The 16,386-nt window shown below is 67.4% G+C and carries 15 protein-coding genes; 3 read left to right on the forward strand and 12 right to left on the reverse strand.

Features of this window, described 5'->3' with window-relative positions; all coding sequences use genetic code 11:
- Positions 1–97: 97 nt before the first annotated feature.
- Both HAV18_RS06065 and HAV18_RS06070 read right to left on the reverse strand, forming a co-directional pair.
- Positions 98–1,144, reverse strand: coding sequence for an ABC transporter substrate-binding protein (locus HAV18_RS06065; protein ID WP_166953742.1), 1,047 nt, complete (start codon positions 1,142–1,144; stop codon positions 98–100).
- 77 nt (positions 1,145–1,221) lie between these two features.
- Positions 1,222–2,328, reverse strand: a complete 1,107-nt coding sequence (locus HAV18_RS06070; RefSeq protein ID WP_166953744.1) for an ABC transporter ATP-binding protein — start codon at positions 2,326–2,328, stop codon at positions 1,222–1,224.
- A 108-nt stretch (positions 2,329–2,436) separates the two neighbouring features.
- Between HAV18_RS06070 and HAV18_RS06075 the strand changes: the two genes are divergently transcribed.
- Positions 2,437–3,960 carry a PLP-dependent aminotransferase family protein gene (locus HAV18_RS06075; RefSeq protein WP_166953746.1) on the forward strand — a complete coding sequence of 508 codons (1,524 nt, stop codon included), beginning with the start codon at positions 2,437–2,439 and terminating at the stop codon, positions 3,958–3,960.
- A gap of 27 nt (positions 3,961–3,987) precedes the next feature.
- Here HAV18_RS06075 and HAV18_RS06080 read toward each other — a convergent pair whose 3' ends face one another.
- The 5 genes from HAV18_RS06080 to HAV18_RS06100 all read right to left on the reverse strand — a co-directional run bounded on the left by HAV18_RS06080 (position 3,988) and on the right by HAV18_RS06100 (position 9,625).
- Positions 3,988–5,022: a lipase secretion chaperone gene (locus tag HAV18_RS06080; protein WP_166953748.1), complete on the reverse strand. Its 1,035-nt coding sequence runs from the start codon at positions 5,020–5,022 to the stop codon at positions 3,988–3,990.
- A gap of 3 nt (positions 5,023–5,025) precedes the next feature.
- Positions 5,026–6,120, reverse strand: a complete 1,095-nt coding sequence (locus HAV18_RS06085) for a triacylglycerol lipase (RefSeq protein WP_166953750.1) — start codon at positions 6,118–6,120, stop codon at positions 5,026–5,028.
- 228 nt (positions 6,121–6,348) lie between these two features.
- Positions 6,349–8,481, reverse strand: a complete 2,133-nt coding sequence (locus HAV18_RS06090; RefSeq protein ID WP_166953751.1) for a TonB-dependent copper receptor — start codon at positions 8,479–8,481, stop codon at positions 6,349–6,351.
- An 83-nt stretch (positions 8,482–8,564) separates the two neighbouring features.
- On the reverse strand, positions 8,565–8,933 hold the full coding sequence (locus HAV18_RS06095; RefSeq protein ID WP_166953753.1) for a DUF2946 domain-containing protein: 369 nt from the start codon (positions 8,931–8,933) through the stop codon (positions 8,565–8,567).
- A 155-nt stretch (positions 8,934–9,088) separates the two neighbouring features.
- Positions 9,089–9,625 (reverse strand): cytochrome b, encoded by a 537-nt coding sequence (locus HAV18_RS06100; protein ID WP_166953755.1) that lies wholly within the window; start codon positions 9,623–9,625, stop codon positions 9,089–9,091.
- Positions 9,626–9,859: 234 nt separating this feature from the next.
- On the opposite strand from HAV18_RS06100, the gene HAV18_RS06105 reads away from it, so the two are divergent.
- Positions 9,860–10,498, forward strand: a complete 639-nt coding sequence (locus HAV18_RS06105) for a Pr6Pr family membrane protein (RefSeq protein ID WP_166953757.1) — start codon at positions 9,860–9,862, stop codon at positions 10,496–10,498.
- A 59-nt stretch (positions 10,499–10,557) separates the two neighbouring features.
- On the opposite strand, the gene HAV18_RS06110 is transcribed toward HAV18_RS06105, so the two are convergent.
- A complete protein-coding gene (locus tag HAV18_RS06110; RefSeq protein ID WP_166953759.1) occupies positions 10,558–11,289 on the reverse strand; it encodes a peptidoglycan DD-metalloendopeptidase family protein in 732 nt (243 codons plus the stop codon).
- A 425-nt stretch (positions 11,290–11,714) separates the two neighbouring features.
- Here HAV18_RS06110 and HAV18_RS06115 point away from each other — a divergent pair, with 425 nt between their 5' ends.
- Positions 11,715–12,035: a hypothetical protein gene (locus HAV18_RS06115; protein ID WP_021160881.1), complete on the forward strand. Its 321-nt coding sequence runs from the start codon at positions 11,715–11,717 to the stop codon at positions 12,033–12,035.
- 130 nt (positions 12,036–12,165) lie between these two features.
- On the opposite strand, the gene HAV18_RS06120 is transcribed toward HAV18_RS06115, so the two are convergent.
- The 4 genes from HAV18_RS06120 to HAV18_RS06135 all read right to left on the reverse strand — a co-directional run bounded on the left by HAV18_RS06120 (position 12,166) and on the right by HAV18_RS06135 (position 15,756).
- The gene (locus tag HAV18_RS06120; RefSeq protein ID WP_166953761.1) at positions 12,166–12,510 is read right to left on the reverse strand and encodes a DUF4148 domain-containing protein; all 345 of its coding nucleotides are present in this window, start codon (positions 12,508–12,510) and stop codon (positions 12,166–12,168) included.
- Positions 12,511–12,711: 201 nt separating this feature from the next.
- Positions 12,712–14,124, reverse strand: coding sequence for an NADP-dependent phosphogluconate dehydrogenase (gndA, locus tag HAV18_RS06125; protein WP_166953764.1), 1,413 nt, complete (start codon positions 14,122–14,124; stop codon positions 12,712–12,714).
- Between the two features lie 97 nt (positions 14,125–14,221).
- Positions 14,222–14,863 (reverse strand): DUF938 domain-containing protein, encoded by a 642-nt coding sequence (locus tag HAV18_RS06130; RefSeq protein ID WP_166953766.1) that lies wholly within the window; start codon positions 14,861–14,863, stop codon positions 14,222–14,224.
- On the reverse strand, positions 14,860–15,756 hold the full coding sequence (locus HAV18_RS06135) for an NAD-dependent protein deacetylase (protein ID WP_166953769.1): 897 nt from the start codon (positions 15,754–15,756) through the stop codon (positions 14,860–14,862). Before HAV18_RS06135 ends, HAV18_RS06130 begins: the two co-directional genes overlap by 4 nt.
- Positions 15,757–16,386 lie beyond the last annotated feature (630 nt).

Genomic DNA, 16,386 nt, shown 5'->3' on the forward strand with positions numbered 1-16,386 from the left:
CTCTCCGGCCGGGGACGATCCGGCGGAAGGCCGCGCGACGCGATGAACGCGCCGCGCGGCCGGTTGCATCAGGACACCTTTCAGGATGCCTGACCGGTTACTTCGTTGCCCATGCGGTGAAGCGCTGCTCGAGCTCGTCGCTGTGGTCGGTCCAGAAGCCGATGTCCTCCAGTACCGCGCTCTTGCCGTTGGCCGGCGAGTTCGGCAGGTTCGCGAGCGTCTTCGCGTCGAGCGACTTGATCGCCGCGATGTTCGCGGGGCCGTACGCGATGTGTTGCGCATACGCCTGCTGCGGCTTCGGCGTCAGCGAGTACGCGATGTACTGCTCGGCCAGCGCCTTGTTCGGCGAGCCCTTCGGAATCGCCCAGTAGTCCAGGTCGTAGATGCTGCCGTTCCACACCACCTTCAGGTTCTTGCCTTCCTTCTGTGCGGCGTCGATGCGGCCGTTGTACGCGGTCGACATCACGACGTCACCGGCGACGAGGAACTGCGGCGGCTGCGCGCCCGCTTCCCACCACTGGATGTTCGGCTTCAGCTCGTCGAGCTTCTTGAACGCGCGGTCCTGGCCGGCCTTCGTGCCGAGCACCTTGTAGACGTCCTTCGGCGCGACGCCGTCGGCCATCAGCGCGAATTCGAGGTTGTAGCGCGCGCCCTTGCGCATGCCGCGCTTGCCGGGGAATTTCTTCACGTTCCAGAAATCCGCCCAGCCGGTCGGTGCCGACTTCAGCTTGTCCGCGTTGTACGACAGCGCCGTCGACCACACGAAGAAGCCGACGCCGCACACCTGCGGCGATTCCGGAATCAGGTCGGACTTCTTCGCGATCTTCGACCAGTCGAGCTTCTCGTACAGCCCTTCGTCGCAGCCGCGATTCAGGTCGCCTGACTCGACTTCGACCACGTCCCAGTTGACGTGCTTCGCCTCGACCATCGCCTTCACTTTCGCCTGCTCGCCGTTGTATTCGACGGCCGTGACCTTGTTGCCGGTCGCTTTCTCGAACGGCTGGTTGAACGCGGCCTTCTGCGCGTCGCCGTTCGCGCCGCCGAAGTTGACGACCGTGAGCTCGGCAGCCGATGCCGATACGCCGACGACGGCGAGCGCGAGTGCCAGCGCGGTACGACGCGCGGTAAAGCTTGCTCGGTTCATGGTGGTTCCTCTCCTCTCGTGGTGGAAGTGGGCAGTTGTTGTTGACGACGTACAGCGGAAAATCGGGGAAACCCTGCTCACGCGAACACGCGCAGGTGTTCGGGTGCGAACGCGAGCGCGACCGGTGCACCGGGCGAGAACGCATCGAGCGCGCCGGTGCCAAGCGGCACCTTCACGAAGCACTCGTCCTGGCCCGGCAGCGCGCAGCGCATGCGCACGTGATCGCCGAAATAGATGAGGCTGCGCGCCTCGCCGCTCAGCCGGTTGGCGGCCGAACCGTGCACGTGCCCGTTCGCGCCGTGCGCGGCGAGGCTCATGCGTTCGGGGCGGATGCACGCGACGGCCGGCGCACCCTCGGCCGCGTCGCCGATACGACGGCCGACGAGCGTCGTGCCGTCGTCGAGCCGGAATTCGCAGAATTCGCCGTCGACGCGCGCGACGGTGCCGCGCAACCGGTTGCTGTCGCCGATGAAGTTCGCGACGAATTCGTTGCACGGCGACTCGTACAGGCGGTCAACGGTGTCGAGCTGCTGCACGATGCCTTTGTCGAACACGGCGACGCGATCGGACATCGTCAGCGCCTCGCCCTGGTCGTGCGTCACGTACACGAAGGTCACGCCGAGCTTTTCGTGCAGCGCCTTCAGTTCGTACTGCATGTGTTCGCGCAACTGCTTGTCGAGCGCGCCGAGCGGCTCGTCCATCAGCACCAGCTTCGGCTCGAACACGAGCGCGCGCGCCAGCGCGATGCGCTGCTGCTGGCCGCCGGACAGTTGCGCCGGGTAACGTTTCGCGAAGCGCTCCATCTGCACCATCTTCAGCGCATGCGCGACGCGTTCCACGCGCTCGGCGGCCGGCAGCTTGCGCACGGTCAGCGGATACGCGACGTTCTGCTCGACCGTCAGGTGCGGAAACAGCGCGTAGTTCTGGAACACCATGCCGATGTTGCGCTTGTGCGGCGGCACGTTGTTCAGCAGCTCGCCATCGAGGCGGATCTCCCCGCCGGTCGGAAATTCGAAGCCGGCCAGCATCATCAGGCAGGTCGTCTTGCCCGAGCCGGACGGCCCGAGCAGCGTCAGGAATTCCCCGCGGTGGATATCGAGGTCGAGCGATTTGACGACCAGCGTTTCGCCGTCGTAGGTCTTCCGCACGCCGCGAAAGCTGACGATCACATCATCGGACTTCATCGTGGCTGTCCCCTTGCTTCGCGACAATTGATTTTGAGATGCGAGCCACTATACGGCGCGCACGGTTCTACAATAGGGAACCATTTCAATATTCCGCGTGGGACCACTTTGGACACCGTGATCGTCGCCGACTGGCTCTCCGCCCGCCTCGACCGTAGCTCGCCCGAGCCGATGTACCGGCAGTTGCTGCAGTTGATGCAGCAGGCCATCCTGACCGGGGAATTGGGGCCAGGAACCAAGCTGCCGAGTTCACGCACGCTCGCGGCCGACCTGTCGATCGCGCGCAATACCGTGCTGCACGTGTACGACCAGCTGACGGCCGAAGGCTACGTGCTGACGACCACCGGCAGCGGCACCTACGTGGCCGACACGCGGCCGGACGCCGCCGCGATCCACGTGCCGGGCGCCGCGCCGCCGCCATCGAGCGCCGATGAACCGCCGCTGCCGGACGCGCAGGGCGGCCTGTCGATGCGTGGCCGGCAACTGATCGAGCACGCGGGGGTGTCGCGACGCCAATGGGGCGCGTTCATGCCCGGCGTGCCGGACGTGTCGGAATTCCCGAGCCGCACGTGGAGCCGCCTGCAGGCGCGGCTGTGGAAGGAAGCGAACCCCGAGCTGCTGACGTATGCGCCGGGCGGCGGCTACCGGCCGTTACGGCGCGCGCTCGCCGATTACCTGCGCGTCGCGCGCTCGGTCAAATGCTCGCCGGACCAGGTGATCATCACGACGGGCATCCACCAGTCGATCGATCTCGCGGTGCGGCTGCTGTCCGACATCGGCGATCGCGCGTGGGTCGAGGAACCGTGCTACTGGGGTGTGCGAAGCGTATTGCAGGCGACCGGCCTCACGCTGATGCCGGTGCCGGTCGACCAGGAAGGGCTCGACCCGCGTGCCAGCGACATGCAGCATCCGCCGCGGCTCGTGCTCGTCACGCCGTCGCATCAGTACCCGCTCGGGATGGTGATGAGCCTCGCACGGCGCCGGATGTTGCTCGAATACGCGCGCCAGCACCGCTGCTGGATCATCGAAGACGACTACGACAGCGAGTTCCGCTACGGCAGCCGCCCGCTTGCGTCGCTGCAGGGGCTCGACGACGGTGGCCGCGTGATCTACGTCGGCAGCCTCGGCAAGATGCTGTTCCCGGGGCTGCGGATGGGCTACATGGTCGTGCCCGAGCATCTGGTCGACACCTTCCGCACCGGGTTGTCGGAGCTGTACCGCGAGGGCCAGTTGATGCAGCAGGCCGTGCTCGCCGAATTCATCATGGACGGCCACCTGACTTCGCACGTCAGACGGATGCGCACACTGTACGGCGAGCGCCGGCAACTGATGATCGACGCGATCCGCGCGCGCTTCGGCGACGCGCTGCCCGTGATGGGTGACGAGGCAGGCCTGCATCTGGTGCTCGGCCTGCCCGACGCCTGCGACGATCGCGCGGTCACGCAGAGCGCGTTCGATGCGGGCGTGATCGTGCGCCCGCTCACCAGCTACTACAGCAGCCTCGACACCGCGCGGCGCGGCCTGCTGCTCGGTTATGCATGCGTCGCGCACGAAGGCATCGAGCCGGCGTTCGACACGCTCGCGAATACCATCGAGCAACACCTGCCGCGGGATCTCACGCGCGCGGCATAGCAGCGGTCATGCGCCGCGCTGCCCGCGTTATCGCGCGCTGCCCGCCCCGCGATCGAGCGATGCCGCACGCACGGCTTCGCCGGGCCGCGTGAACACGCGCTGCCGCAGCGCGGCGATCTGCGCGTCGCGATCCTGCGGCGACAGGCCGGCCGATTCGATCTGCGCGCGCTGCGCCGCATAGTCCGCGTAGCGGCTCTGCCACGATGCGTCGTCCTGCTGCATCTGCGCGACGCGCGCGGCCGCTTCGGGGCCGAGCGTCTGCGTCAGTTGTGCGCGCATCGCATCGGGCGTCGCCCCGCTCTTCTGCAATTGCGCGATCTGGTCGATCGCCGCACGCTGCTGGTCGATGTGCTGCTGCGCGGCGCGTTCGTCGGCCGGCATCTGCTGTTCGAGCGCCGCGAGCCGTTCGGCCTTCTGCGCATCCGTCAGCGTGGGATCCTGCGCGATCTTCAGTCGCGCCAGGTCGTAGCGCTGCCGCCACTGCTCCGCACCGAAGAACGGCTGGCTCCAGTCGCCGAGCGTGCGGTACGCGATCGACGCGCGCTGGTCGAGCGCGAGTTGCAGTGCGCCCAGGTCGGACTTGTCGACCGCGCCGGCATCGCGCAATTTCGCGAGTGCGTCGAGATACGCGCGGTACCGGTGCCACACGTCGAGCGCCTCGGCCTGCGCAACCGTGCTGTCGAGTTGCGCGGCAATCTCGCGCACGACAAATGCATCGAGCGCGGCCGCACTCAGGTCGCTCTGCGCGGTCAGGCAGTAGTCGAAGAAATCGCGCACTGCGCGCGACTTCGCGAGATGGCCGCCGGCATCGAGCGGCAACCGCGGCGCGCTGGAGCCGGCGAGTGACGGCGGCAGGCCTGCAGCGGCGGGCACGGCGGCCTGCGGCGGTGCGGCGGTCGATCCGCCGGCCACCGACGCCTCCGGCGACTCGCCGGAAGCACCCGTTGCGCGATGCCAGCCCGCACCGCTCCACATCGCCACGCCGGCAATCGCCGCCAGCCCCACGGCACCATAGACCACGGCGCGCCGCGCCAGCGGCGCGCGTCCTTCACGTGACGTCATCGATTACACGCCCGCCAGCTTCAGCCGGTTCGCATGCGTGCGGATCACCGCGACCGGATCTTCCGCATACGCGCCGCGCACGCCGAGCAGCTGGTTGATCTCGTCGAGGTGATTCCACTTGTAGCTCGTGCTCAGCACCTTGCCGTACAGCGCACTGCACTTCGACACGAGCCCGTCGTTCTGCCCGGAGCCGCGGTTGATCATCACCGTGCCGGTGCCGAACAGCGCGAGCGTCGACGGGTCGAGCACGTTCGCCGGATCGACGAGTGGAACGGTGCTCGTGTCCGTCGCACCCGTGACGCCGAACAGCGAGAGCGTCGGCTGGATCGCCGTGCCGGCCCACGAGTACAGCAGATGCGTATTACCGCCGACGGTTTCAGTCGGCGCACCGGTCTGGCAACTGCCCGGCGCACCGAGGCCCGCGCTCGGATAGTTCTGGTTGTACGTGGCAGCCCGGGCGGTGGTCAGCGTCTGCAGTGCGGCGAGCGCGTCCTGGTTCGTATTGTGGCTGCTGCTCGTCAGGATCCCGAACACATTGACGAACGCGGCGATCACCGATGACGAAAGCCCGGTCGGATCGTACGCCAGCACGTTCTGCACGAAGTCGGCGAACTCGGAGCCGCGATGCGGCGTGCCGATCGTAGTCACCGACGCCACGAGATCGGGCGCGACGGCCGCGACATAGCGCGACGTGAGGCCGCCCTGGCTGTGGCCGACGAGATTGACCTTGGTCGCGCCCGTCGCCGCGAGCACCGTCTTCACGTAAGCGAGCAACTGTTCGCCGCGCCCGTTCGGGCCGTCGTCGCTCTGGAACCCCGACAGGTTCGCGACGTAGACGGTCGCACCGTTCTGCTGCAGGTCTTCCTGGATGCCATACCAATACTCGACCACGCCGGCGTACTTGTCGGTACCGGAGAGCCCGTGCACGAGGATGATCGGATAACGCGTCGCCGCGTAGCCATCGGCGGGCGCGGTCGCCGCCATCGCCGCGTGCGTCGTCGCGAGCGTCATCACTGCGGTCGTCCCCGCGAACGGCGCGATGCTCATCGCGCATGCCACTGCTCCTGCCACCACCCTGGAACGCATCGTTCTGGCCATGCATGTTCTCCTGATTATTGTGCTGCCGGTGCGAATGAAGCCGGATCGACACGCACTATGCGTCGCGAACGTCGCGAGCATCGTGTGCGTCGAATGCGGGAGTGAATCACGAGTCGCGAACGTTTGCGCCCTGACTAGACACGGTTCTCTAATCGGTTGACGCGCCCCGCCTGTTCAGGCGGGGCCGCGTTCATGCGTGCGCATGCTGCAACGCACACGCGCGACGCGTTACAGCTTCGCACTCACGCGCACCCATGCGGTCCGGCCCGGCTCCATCACCGGCGAGTTCGCCGGATAGCCGAAGCCCGCGTTGCCGGCGAGGTTCAGGTGCTCGGTGTAGGCCTTGTTCAGCACGTTGTCCACGCCGACCGAGATCTGCACCGTCTTGCTGACGTTGTATTGCGTATGCAGCGAAAGCACGCCGAATCCGGCGCTCGGGCCGAAGTCCTTGCCGACCACGTTGCCCTCATTCAGTGCATAGCGATGCTGCGGCGCAACGATGCGCCACAGGCCCCCCGCCGACCATGCGCCACGCGTGTATTCGAGCCCGATGCGGGCCTCGAGCGGCGGCATCTGCGGCAGCGGATCGCCGCTTGCCACGTTGCGCCCCCACGCATACGCGAGCGACGTCTCGACGCGCAACGGCGCAACCGGCCGCCACGACACGCCTGCTTCGCCCCCCATGATCTGCGCATTGACGTTGGTCGCCTGCGTGGTCGGGCCCATCATGCCGGCCGAATAGTTGAACAGGATGAAGTCCTGCACGTAGCCCGCGTAGGCCGACACCCATGCATCGAGCCGGTCGCCCTTGTATTGCGCGCCGATGTCGAGCTGCGTGGTCTTCTCCGGCTGCACCGCGGAGAACGCGTTGACCGAACCGGCCGGCCCGCGCTTCGCGGAGAACAGCTCCCAGTAGTCGGGATAACGCTCCGTATGGCCGATCCCGGCGTACCACGTGACAGGCAGCGATGCGAGATCGCGCTCGTAGCGGACGAAGCCGCTCGGCAGCACGCGCGTGCGATCGTCGTCGAAGGTCGGATTCGGCTTGCTCTTCATCATGCCGCTCGTCGTCGCACGCTTGTCGCGTGCACTCGCATAGTCGACGCGCGCGCCGCCGATCACGCGCGACACATCGCTCGCGTACCACGTCAGTTCGCCGAACAGGCCCGCGTTCCACATCGTCGCCTGCGCATCCCACGGCATGTCGCCGTAGTTCTGCCGGCCCATCGCCGAGCGCGAGTCGAGCCGGTTCGATTGCGCGTCCACGCCCGTCACGAGCTTGAAGTCGTCGGCGAAACGGAACGTCGCGGCTGCACGCGCGCCGAACGTGCGACGCCGCACTTCCGACGCCATCCGCATCGGCATGCTGCTGGTCGGGTCCGGTTGCCGCAACGTGTAGTTGTCCATCACGTGATCGGCTTCGTTGTAGTACACGCGCGCCTCGATCCGGTCGAGCACGTCGCCGAGATGCTTCTTGTCGAACGACAGGGCGAACGTCTCGCGGCGGAAATGCGCGCCGTCCATCCCGCGCCCCGCGTAGCGCGCATAACCGTCGCCGGTGCCGGCGGTCAGCTCGACGCGCGTGTGGTCGTCCGGCGTCCAGCCGAGCGCCGCATCGGCGTTCCATTTGTCCCACTGCGACGGCACCGTGTTGCCGTTGCCGTCCTTGTAGTCCTGCGAATGCGCGTGGTTCGCGGTCACGCGGCCATAGACGTCCGGCGTGCCGGCCGTCACGTCGATGTTCTGGTCGTTGCGGCCGAACGATCCGCCGACGAGGCTGCCTTCGAAGCGCATGCCGGGCTTGTCGAATCGCGGTGTCACACGCTCGAACAGCACGGTGCCGGCCGACGCGCCAGGGCCGTACAGCACGGTCTGCGGCCCCTTCACGACGGTGACCTTGTCATAGCTTTCCGGCGCGATATACGACGTCGGCGCATCCATCCGGCCCGGGCATGCGCCGAGCGTCGACATCCCGTTCGCCAGGATGTTCAGTCGCGAGCCGAACATCCCGCGCAGCACGGCGTCGCCGTTGGTGCCGCCGCTGCGGATCGACGTGAAGCCGGGGATCGTCTTCAGGTAATCCGCGCCGTCGCTCGCGGGCAGCGGCTGGCGCGGGGCCTTCGGATCCGTGACGACGACGAGCGGCGTCGTCAGCGGCGATGCAACGACTTCGATGGCCGGCAGCAGCGCGGCCGTATCGTCGGTCGGCGCGCTCGTTGCGCGCGCCGTTTCGGCTGCCGCGGCGCTCGCGGCCAGTGCGCCGGCTGCGAGCGCGGGAACGGTGAGTTTCAGCACGCGCGGCATGCGCCGCGCACTGGCATTGCGTGACGCCCGCGGCGCACGCAACTGGAAAATGGTCATGATCGAAAGCCCGAGTGACGCCCTCCGCACGGCCTCGACGGGCCGCACGGATATCGGCGGTAAAAGAGAACGGAAACAGCGCGTCAGGCGCGCTCGGGCGGGGCGCGCGGGTACGCGCGCGGATAGCGATCGGTGCGCGCCGCGACGGCACGCGGCGCGACGGCGGAAACGGAAACGACGGGAACGGGAGCAAGTGCCGCGGCGGCAGGCCCGCCGATCGCGGGGCTGTGCGCGAAGAAGCCGCAGTAGCCGCACGCATCGAGATGCAGCGCATGATCGTGCATGCGGCCGGCATCGGCTGACCGATGCGCGCCATGCTCTGCACTGCAGACGATCGCGTCGGGCGTGGCCGCCTGCACGACGCGCCACTGCGACACCAGCGGCGCCGCGATCGCGAACCAGATCGCGAGCACGCCAAGCCAGGCGGTCAGGTGACGATGTCGGTGCAACATGCGCGGCAGCGAGTAAGCGGAATGTAAAAACAGCCGAGATGTTACAGAATGTTCAACGCGCTGACCAGCGCGGATGTCGGTAAACGGACCGGGGGCGCATGGTTGTCAACACAACCATGCGCCCCCGCCTGCTGCATGCTTCCGGAACGTGCCGTTCAGGGCGCCATGCGCCGCAATGCGTCGTCGCGCCGGATGAAATGATGGTAGAGCGCCGCCAGCGCGTGCAATCCGATCACGAAGTAGAACGCGTTGCCGATCAGCTCGTGCGCTTCCTTGATCGTCGGCCGCAGCGCCTTGTCGGGGCCGAACAGCGTGAACGACACGCCGAGCCAGTCGAGCGACACCGGCTTGCCGCCCATATTGATCATCATGATGCCGAGCAGCGGCTGCGCGATGATGAACACGTAGAGCGCGAGATGCGCGAGCTTCGAGAGCCAGCGCAGCAGCGCCGCTTGCGCAATGGCCTCCGGCACGCGGCTGACGACTCGCCACAGCACGCGCAGCACCGACAGCACGAGCACGAGCGTGCCCGCGGTGAGATGCACGTTCATCCAGAACACCCGGCTGTCGCTGCCTTTCGGCCCGCGGATCTCGATGGCCAGGTAGGCCAGCGCCACCAGCACGAACACGGCCCAGTGGAAGAAGATCGCGGGCGAGCTGTAGCGCGTCTGTTTCGCGAGGATGTTTCTCATGCTTCGTCTCGAGTTGCGTGTTGTATGCGGGGAGGGGCGAATGCCGAACCGGCCGGCGCCCGGCAGAGGGTTGTCACGATTGTAGCTGCACGGGCAGCCGGTTTTGCGCGTCGCGGTCAAATATCTGACGAATCGGCAACGCGCGCCGCGCGAGCTGTCATATGGAAAATCCGCATCGCGCACGGAAACGGCTGTGGCACGATGAAGCTTTGGTGACGACGTTGCGCGCGCATCATGAGCAAGGCGTTCTTCGTTGCGGCCTATCGGCTGACCGCCGCGTTGCTCGCGGTGTCGACGACGTTGCACAGCATCGCCGGCTACTGGGGCATGCCCGCGGTCCAGCTCGGCAACTTTCTCAGCTACTTCACGCAACTGAGCAGCCTCTATGCGGCGGTCATGCTGGCCGCCGGGCTCTGGCGCATCGCGCGCCCCGGCTCGGCCCGCTACGAATCGATGCGCGGCGCCGCGGTGCTGTACGTCCTGATCACCGCGATCGTCTACGAACTCCTGCTCGCGCGGCTCGATGCGCTGCGCCACGTCACGCCGGCATTCAACAACTGGGTGCTGCACCGGATTGTGCCGCTCGTCATGCTGTGCGACTGGCTGTACGTGGAGCCGCGCTTGCCGATCCCGCGGCGCAGCGCGTTCGCATGGCTCGGCTTTCCGGTCGTCTATCTCGGCTATACGCTCGTGCGCGGCGCGCTGGAGAACTGGTATCCCTACCCGTTCGTCGATCCGCGGCCGCACGGCTACCTGCCGGTCGCAGTCCAGTGTTCGCTGATCGCGATCGGCGCGGTGGCGCTCGCACTGGGCATTCGCTGGCTCGGCAATCACGCGCGACGGGCCGGCGCGGTAACGCTCTGGAAAGGATGAAGGCGGGAAAAGGCCGGCGCGTGTGCGCCGGGCGGCGCACACGGGGATGAGGCGGATCGTCAGCCGCCGTTGCGCGGCAGGAAGTTCATCGGATCGACGACCTTGCCGTTCTGGCGGACTTCGAACTCGAACGTCGAACGGCCGTTTGCGTCGGTGCCCATTTCGGCGACCGGCTGGCCCTGGCGCACCGCGTCACCTTCGTTGACCAGCAGTTTGCCGTTGTGTCCGTAGGCCGTGATGAGCCCGTTCTCATGCTTCAGGATCACGAGCGGGCCGTAGGCCTTGACGCCGGACCCGGCGTAAACCACGCGCCCGGCCGCCGCGGCCCGCACCGAATGGTCGGGCCCGGAGGCCGCGATCACGACACCGCGCGTCTTGCCGGCCGCGAACGGCGCCGCCACGACACCGGTGGCAGGCCACGCGAGCGAGCCCGGCTGCGCGGCCGCGGACGGCTGCCCGAGCGACGTCGCAGCGGGCGGCGGCGCGACGCGCAGCACCTGGCCGGGATACACGGCATCGGTCGGCGCCATGTGGTTCCAGCTGGCCACGTCCTGGACGCGCTGCCCATAGGCGTTCGCGACGCCCGCGAGCGTATCGCCGGGATTCACGCGGTAATAGCCGGCGATCACGCCCGGCGTCGCGGCCGACGTGGGCGCCGACTGGCGCGCCGGCTGCCAGCTGTCGGTCCACGGCGTCATCGTGCAGCCCGTCAGCGCGATGGCCGCGGCAACGAGCGCCGCCTGCGGCAGCCAGCGCGTCAGCGCATCGTGGATGGGAATAGTTTCTCTCAAGGGTCCTCCCGGATTTGCGTCGTTGCGCCGCCCACCGCCCCCCGGTGCGCGACGCACGATGTCCGGCCGGACGGCCGGACCAACCAGTATCCGACCGCTCTCGCGGCCGTCAGTTTCCACAGCGGAACGTCGGTGCGAACGGGCTCACCGGCCCCTTTTTCGCGTCGTTCCGACCGGCAAAGATACCATTTGTGGCGGTCAAGGCCGCGACAGATGCCTGATCCTGCAACATTCTTGCGGTGCCGCACCGGCGTGCCGATGGCCTGCAGGCCGCGCCGCGCGGGCCGTCGGGCGGGCCTGCCGCGGATCTTCCGCACGCGTCGCCGCCCTCGCCTGCCGTATCGATCCCGTCACATTCTCCCCGTCGATCGCCACCTATACTCGGTGATGCACTGCGCGATCCAACGACAACGAGGAGCATGACAATGAACAACGCGACGTTTCTTTCCGTGCAGCTCAACGCCGACGATTTCTCCGGTTCCAGCGGCCTGGTCGAATTGCTCAACCGGCACCTGCTGTTCGCGACCGACGTCGCCGAGGCGGCCGATGCACTCGTCCAGCTGGCGAGCGTCGCGCACATGACCGGTGCCACGCGCCATAGCGTCGAGCTGCCGGTCCTCGCGATCGAGCGGCTGCGCGACGCGCTCGACACGCTGAGCGGCTACGACGAAACGTGGCTGCAGGTGCTGGAACCGGCCGAAGCGCTGTTCCGGGATATCGGACGCGGCAGGCGCCCGCTGCACTGAACCGGCGGCTGGCGCGATACGCGCGCCGCCAATGAAAACAGCCCGTCGTTCCGGATAACGGAACGACGGGCTGTTTGACCTTCAGGGGCCGGATCAGGCCGCCAAGGCGGCCGCACCGACCGAACCACCATTAACGACCCTTGTAGATCGGAGCGTCGTCAGCGATGCGCTTGACTTGCCAGCCGGTCTTGGCCTTGGCCGGTGCGCCGGATTCCTGCGCGGCAGCCGGTTGTGCGCCATAGCCGGTCGTGTCGGCAGCGGCGACGTTCTGTTGCGGGTTCAGACGGGCTTCAGCGGCCTGAATGCTTTCCGGGTACGTCGTACGGTCGCTGCCCAGCTTGTAGCCGGCCTGTTGGACGGCGACCAGGTCGGCCTTCACCTGTGCACGGGTGACAGGCGCATTCTGTTGGGCGAACGAGACGGCGGGAACGGCGAGAACGGCAGCTGCGGCGAACGTTGCGATCAGCGATTTCATGATTACCTCCGGGATTTTTTTTGCTCCGCCGCACACACCATGTCTGCAGCGATGGAACAGAGTTTAGTCCCGGGAACACCTAGGGAAAACCATGAAAGAGCGAAAACACTGTTTCCCCGGAGCCAACAATGCCGGCATCCGGGAGAGAGAAACCCTATTCATAGAATAGATTTTCGCAACAATGCTGTCCCCGCCAGCCGGTTACGACCAGTTCGCGTGGAAGCTGCCCGGCTTGTCGGTACGCTCGAACGTGTGCGCGCCGAAGAAGTCGCGCTGCGCCTGCACGAGGTTCGCCGGCAGCCGCTCGGAACGATAGCTGTCGAAGTACGCGACGGCCGACGCGAACGCCGGTACCGGCACGCCGGCCTTCACCGCGGCAACCACGACGTCGCGCAGCGACGCCTGGTAATTCGCGGCGATGTCCTTGAAGTACGGATCGAGCAGCAGGTTCGCGAGCGCCGGATCCTTCGCATACGCGTCGGTGATCTTCTGCAGGAAGCGCGCGCGGATGATGCAGCCCGCGCGGAAGATCTTCGCGATCGTCCCGAGATCGAGGCTCCAGCCGTACTCTTCGGACGCCGTGCGCAGTTGCGCGAAGCCCTGCGCGTACGAGATCACCTTGCTCAGGTACAGCGCGCGGCGCACCGCTTCGACAAACGCGGCGCGATCGCCGTCGAACGGCACGGCGGCCGGGCCCGACAGGATCTTGCTGGCCGCGACACGCTCGGTCTTCAGCGACGACAGCACGCGCGCGAACACCGACTCAGTGATGAGCGGCAGCGGCACGCCGAGATCCAGCGCGTTCTGGCTCGTCCACTTGCCGGTGCCCTTCTGCGCGGCGCGATCGAGGATCACGTCGACGAGGTGCTTGCCGGTCTCTTCGTCCTTCTTGCCGAAGATCTTCGACGTGATCTCGATCAGGTAGCTGTCGAGCTCGCCCTGATTCCATTCGGTGTACACCGCGCCCAGTTCGTCGTTGGTCAGGCCCGCGACGTCCTTCAGCACCGAGTAGCTTTCGGCGATCAGCTGCATGTCGCCGTATTCGATGCCGTTGTGGACCATCTTCACGTAATGGCCCGCACCGTCCGGGCCCATGTATGCGACGCACGGCTCGCCGTCCGACGGCGCCTTCGCGGCGATCTGCTTGAGGATCGGCTCGACGAGGTCGTACGCGTCACGCTGGCCGCCGGGCATGATCGACGGGCCGCGCAGCGCGCCCTCTTCGCCGCCCGACACGCCGGTGCCGATGAAGTGCAGGCCCGATTGCGCGAGCTCCTGGTTGCGGCGGATCGTATCGGTGAAGTGCGTATTGCCGCCGTCGATCAGCACGTCGCCCTTCTCGAGCAGCGGCTTGAGCGATGCGATCGTCGCATCGGTCGCTTCGCCCGCCTTCACCATCATCAGGATCCGGCGCGGCGTTTCGAGCGACGCGACGAACTCCTCGAGCGTGTAGGTCGGCACCAGGTTGCGGCCGGGGAATTCGGCGATCAGTTCGTCGGTTTTCTCGCGGCTGCGGTTGTACACCGACACCGCGTAACCGCGGCTCTCGATATTGAGTGCGAGATTGCGGCCCATCACCGCGAGCCCGATCACACCGATTGCTTGTTTGCCCATTAGTCAATTCTCCGGAAAAAACGGGGCGCGACCCGACCCGGGTCGCGCGCACAGGCGAAAGGATAGTGGAAACCCGGCGGCGATGCGCGCTTCCGTGTCATTGCTCCGCGTGCGGCAGCCGCCGGAACACGACGCTCAGGTTGTTCGCCGGCATCTCGACCACCTCGATGCAGTCGAGCCCGCGATCGAGGCCGAGCGCGACGACGGTTTCGAGATCGCGCACGCCCCACGACGGGTCGCGGCTGCGCAACTGCAGGTCGAATGCCGCGTTCGACGGCGCCGTATGCCGACCCTCGCGGCGATACGGCCCATACAGGAACAGCACGCCGCCCGGCCGCAGCAGGCGCGACGCGCCCGCGAACAGCGCGTCGGTGCAGGCCCAGGGCGAGATGTGAATCATGTTGATGCAGACGATCGCGTCGAGCGCGTCGACCGGCCACGACGCGTCGCGCACGTCGAACGCCAGCGGCCCGGCAACGTTGGCGAGGCCCGCATGGGCAACCCACGCGGCGATCGAGCGCCGCGCCTGCGCATCGGGATCGCTCGGTTGCCAGTGCAGGCCAGGCAGCGCCTGCGCGAAGTGGACGACGTGCTGGCCCGTGCCGCTCGCGATTTCGAGCACGCGGCCGCTCGCCGGCAACACGTGGCGCAAGACGTCGAGGATCGGCCCGCGATTGCGTTCGGCCGCCGGCGCCGACAGCCGCGCGGACGGATCGGGCGAAGAGGTCGGGCCGGTCACGATGCCTGCTCCGGTGCGTGGCCCGCGAGGCCCAGCCGCGCGGTCAGCGCGTCGAGCGCGGGTGCGCAGCGCGCTTCGACCTTCAGCGTCAGCATCGGATCGGCGCGCGTATGGCCGAGATTGAGCGCGGCGACCGGCTTGTGCTGCGCCTGCGCCCACACGCAGAAGCGGTAGCCGGAATACACCATCAGCGACGAGCCGACGACGAACAGCGCATCGGCCGCATCGAGCGCCTGCGACGCGAGCGCCACGCGCTCGCGCGGCACGTTTTCGCCGAAGAACACGACCGCCGGCTTCAGCAGCCCGCCGCACGCGGGGCACGCCGGGATGCGGAACGTGTCGAGCGCCGCCCATTCGAGATGCGCGTCGCCATCCGCGGCCGGCTCGGCCTGCGCACCCAGCAGTTCAGGATTGTCGGCCTCGAGCATGACCTGGATCGTCGCGCGCGCATGATGCGCACCGCAGTCGAGGCACGTGACGCCGTCGATGCCGCCGTGCAGCTCGATTACGTCGCCGCTGCCCGCGCGCTGGTGCAGGCCGTCGACGTTCTGCGTGACGAGACGCTCGATCCGCCCTGCGCTGCCGAGCCGCGCCAGCGCGACGTGCGACCCGTTCGGCTGCGCGCGGCCGACGACGGGCCAGCCGATCATGCTGCGCGCCCAGTAGCGCCGCCGCGCGGCATCGGAGCCGAGGAATTCCTGGAACTGGATCGGTGGCGAGCGCATCCATTGGCCGTTGCGGTCGCGATAGCCGGGAATGCCGGAGTCGGTGCTGATGCCCGCGCCGGTCAGCACCAGCAGGCGTGGATGACGCTCGACGAACGTGTGCAACGCGTCGAGCGCGGCCGGATCGATGCCGGCGGTTGAGGGGTCGTGCAGGGCTTTGTCGTTCATGTTGGCAACGCGTGATCAGGCGCGCCGGCAAGCCGTGCGCCCGCACGGGCAGCCAGGCACGCCAGCACATGATACAGAACGCCGCGCGGCCGGGCCGATGGCTCGCGTCGCAAACCGGCGCACAAAAAAAGACGCCCATCCGCCACTCGGCGATGGGCGCTTCAACAATTGATCCATCGGGGTAGTGGATCAACTGACAGCACAATTTCGCGGCGTCCGCCATGCTGCGGCCGGCAAACGCTTCCCCTGGACTGCTTGTGTTCCGCGATGCCGAATGCATCGATGCGCTGCCGGCTTTCCGGTGCGATCCGGCTCTGCCCCGCCACGCCGACGCGATGCACGGCGCACGCACACCTACGCCGCGCGACGGCTCGCGTTGCGCGCGGCAGCATGACGATCCGGGATCCGGGCCGGGCCATCCACAGGCATTCGAAGTTCATCCCCGACGGCCGACCGGCACCAGTCGGCCTCGTGCGTCACAGCTGCACGTCGTCGTTCAGAACAAACCCGATTGCTCGGATGGAACGGAAAGCCGCGCGCTCACGTCGCCTCAATCAACGGCGAATCGAATACGCGGGCAGGTCGGCGATTCATGTTTGCAACACGATACGTTGCGATTCGGTCTGTTTT

Source organism: Burkholderia sp. D-99 (genome assembly GCF_011605345.1).
Lineage (GTDB): Bacteria > Pseudomonadota > Gammaproteobacteria > Burkholderiales > Burkholderiaceae > Burkholderia.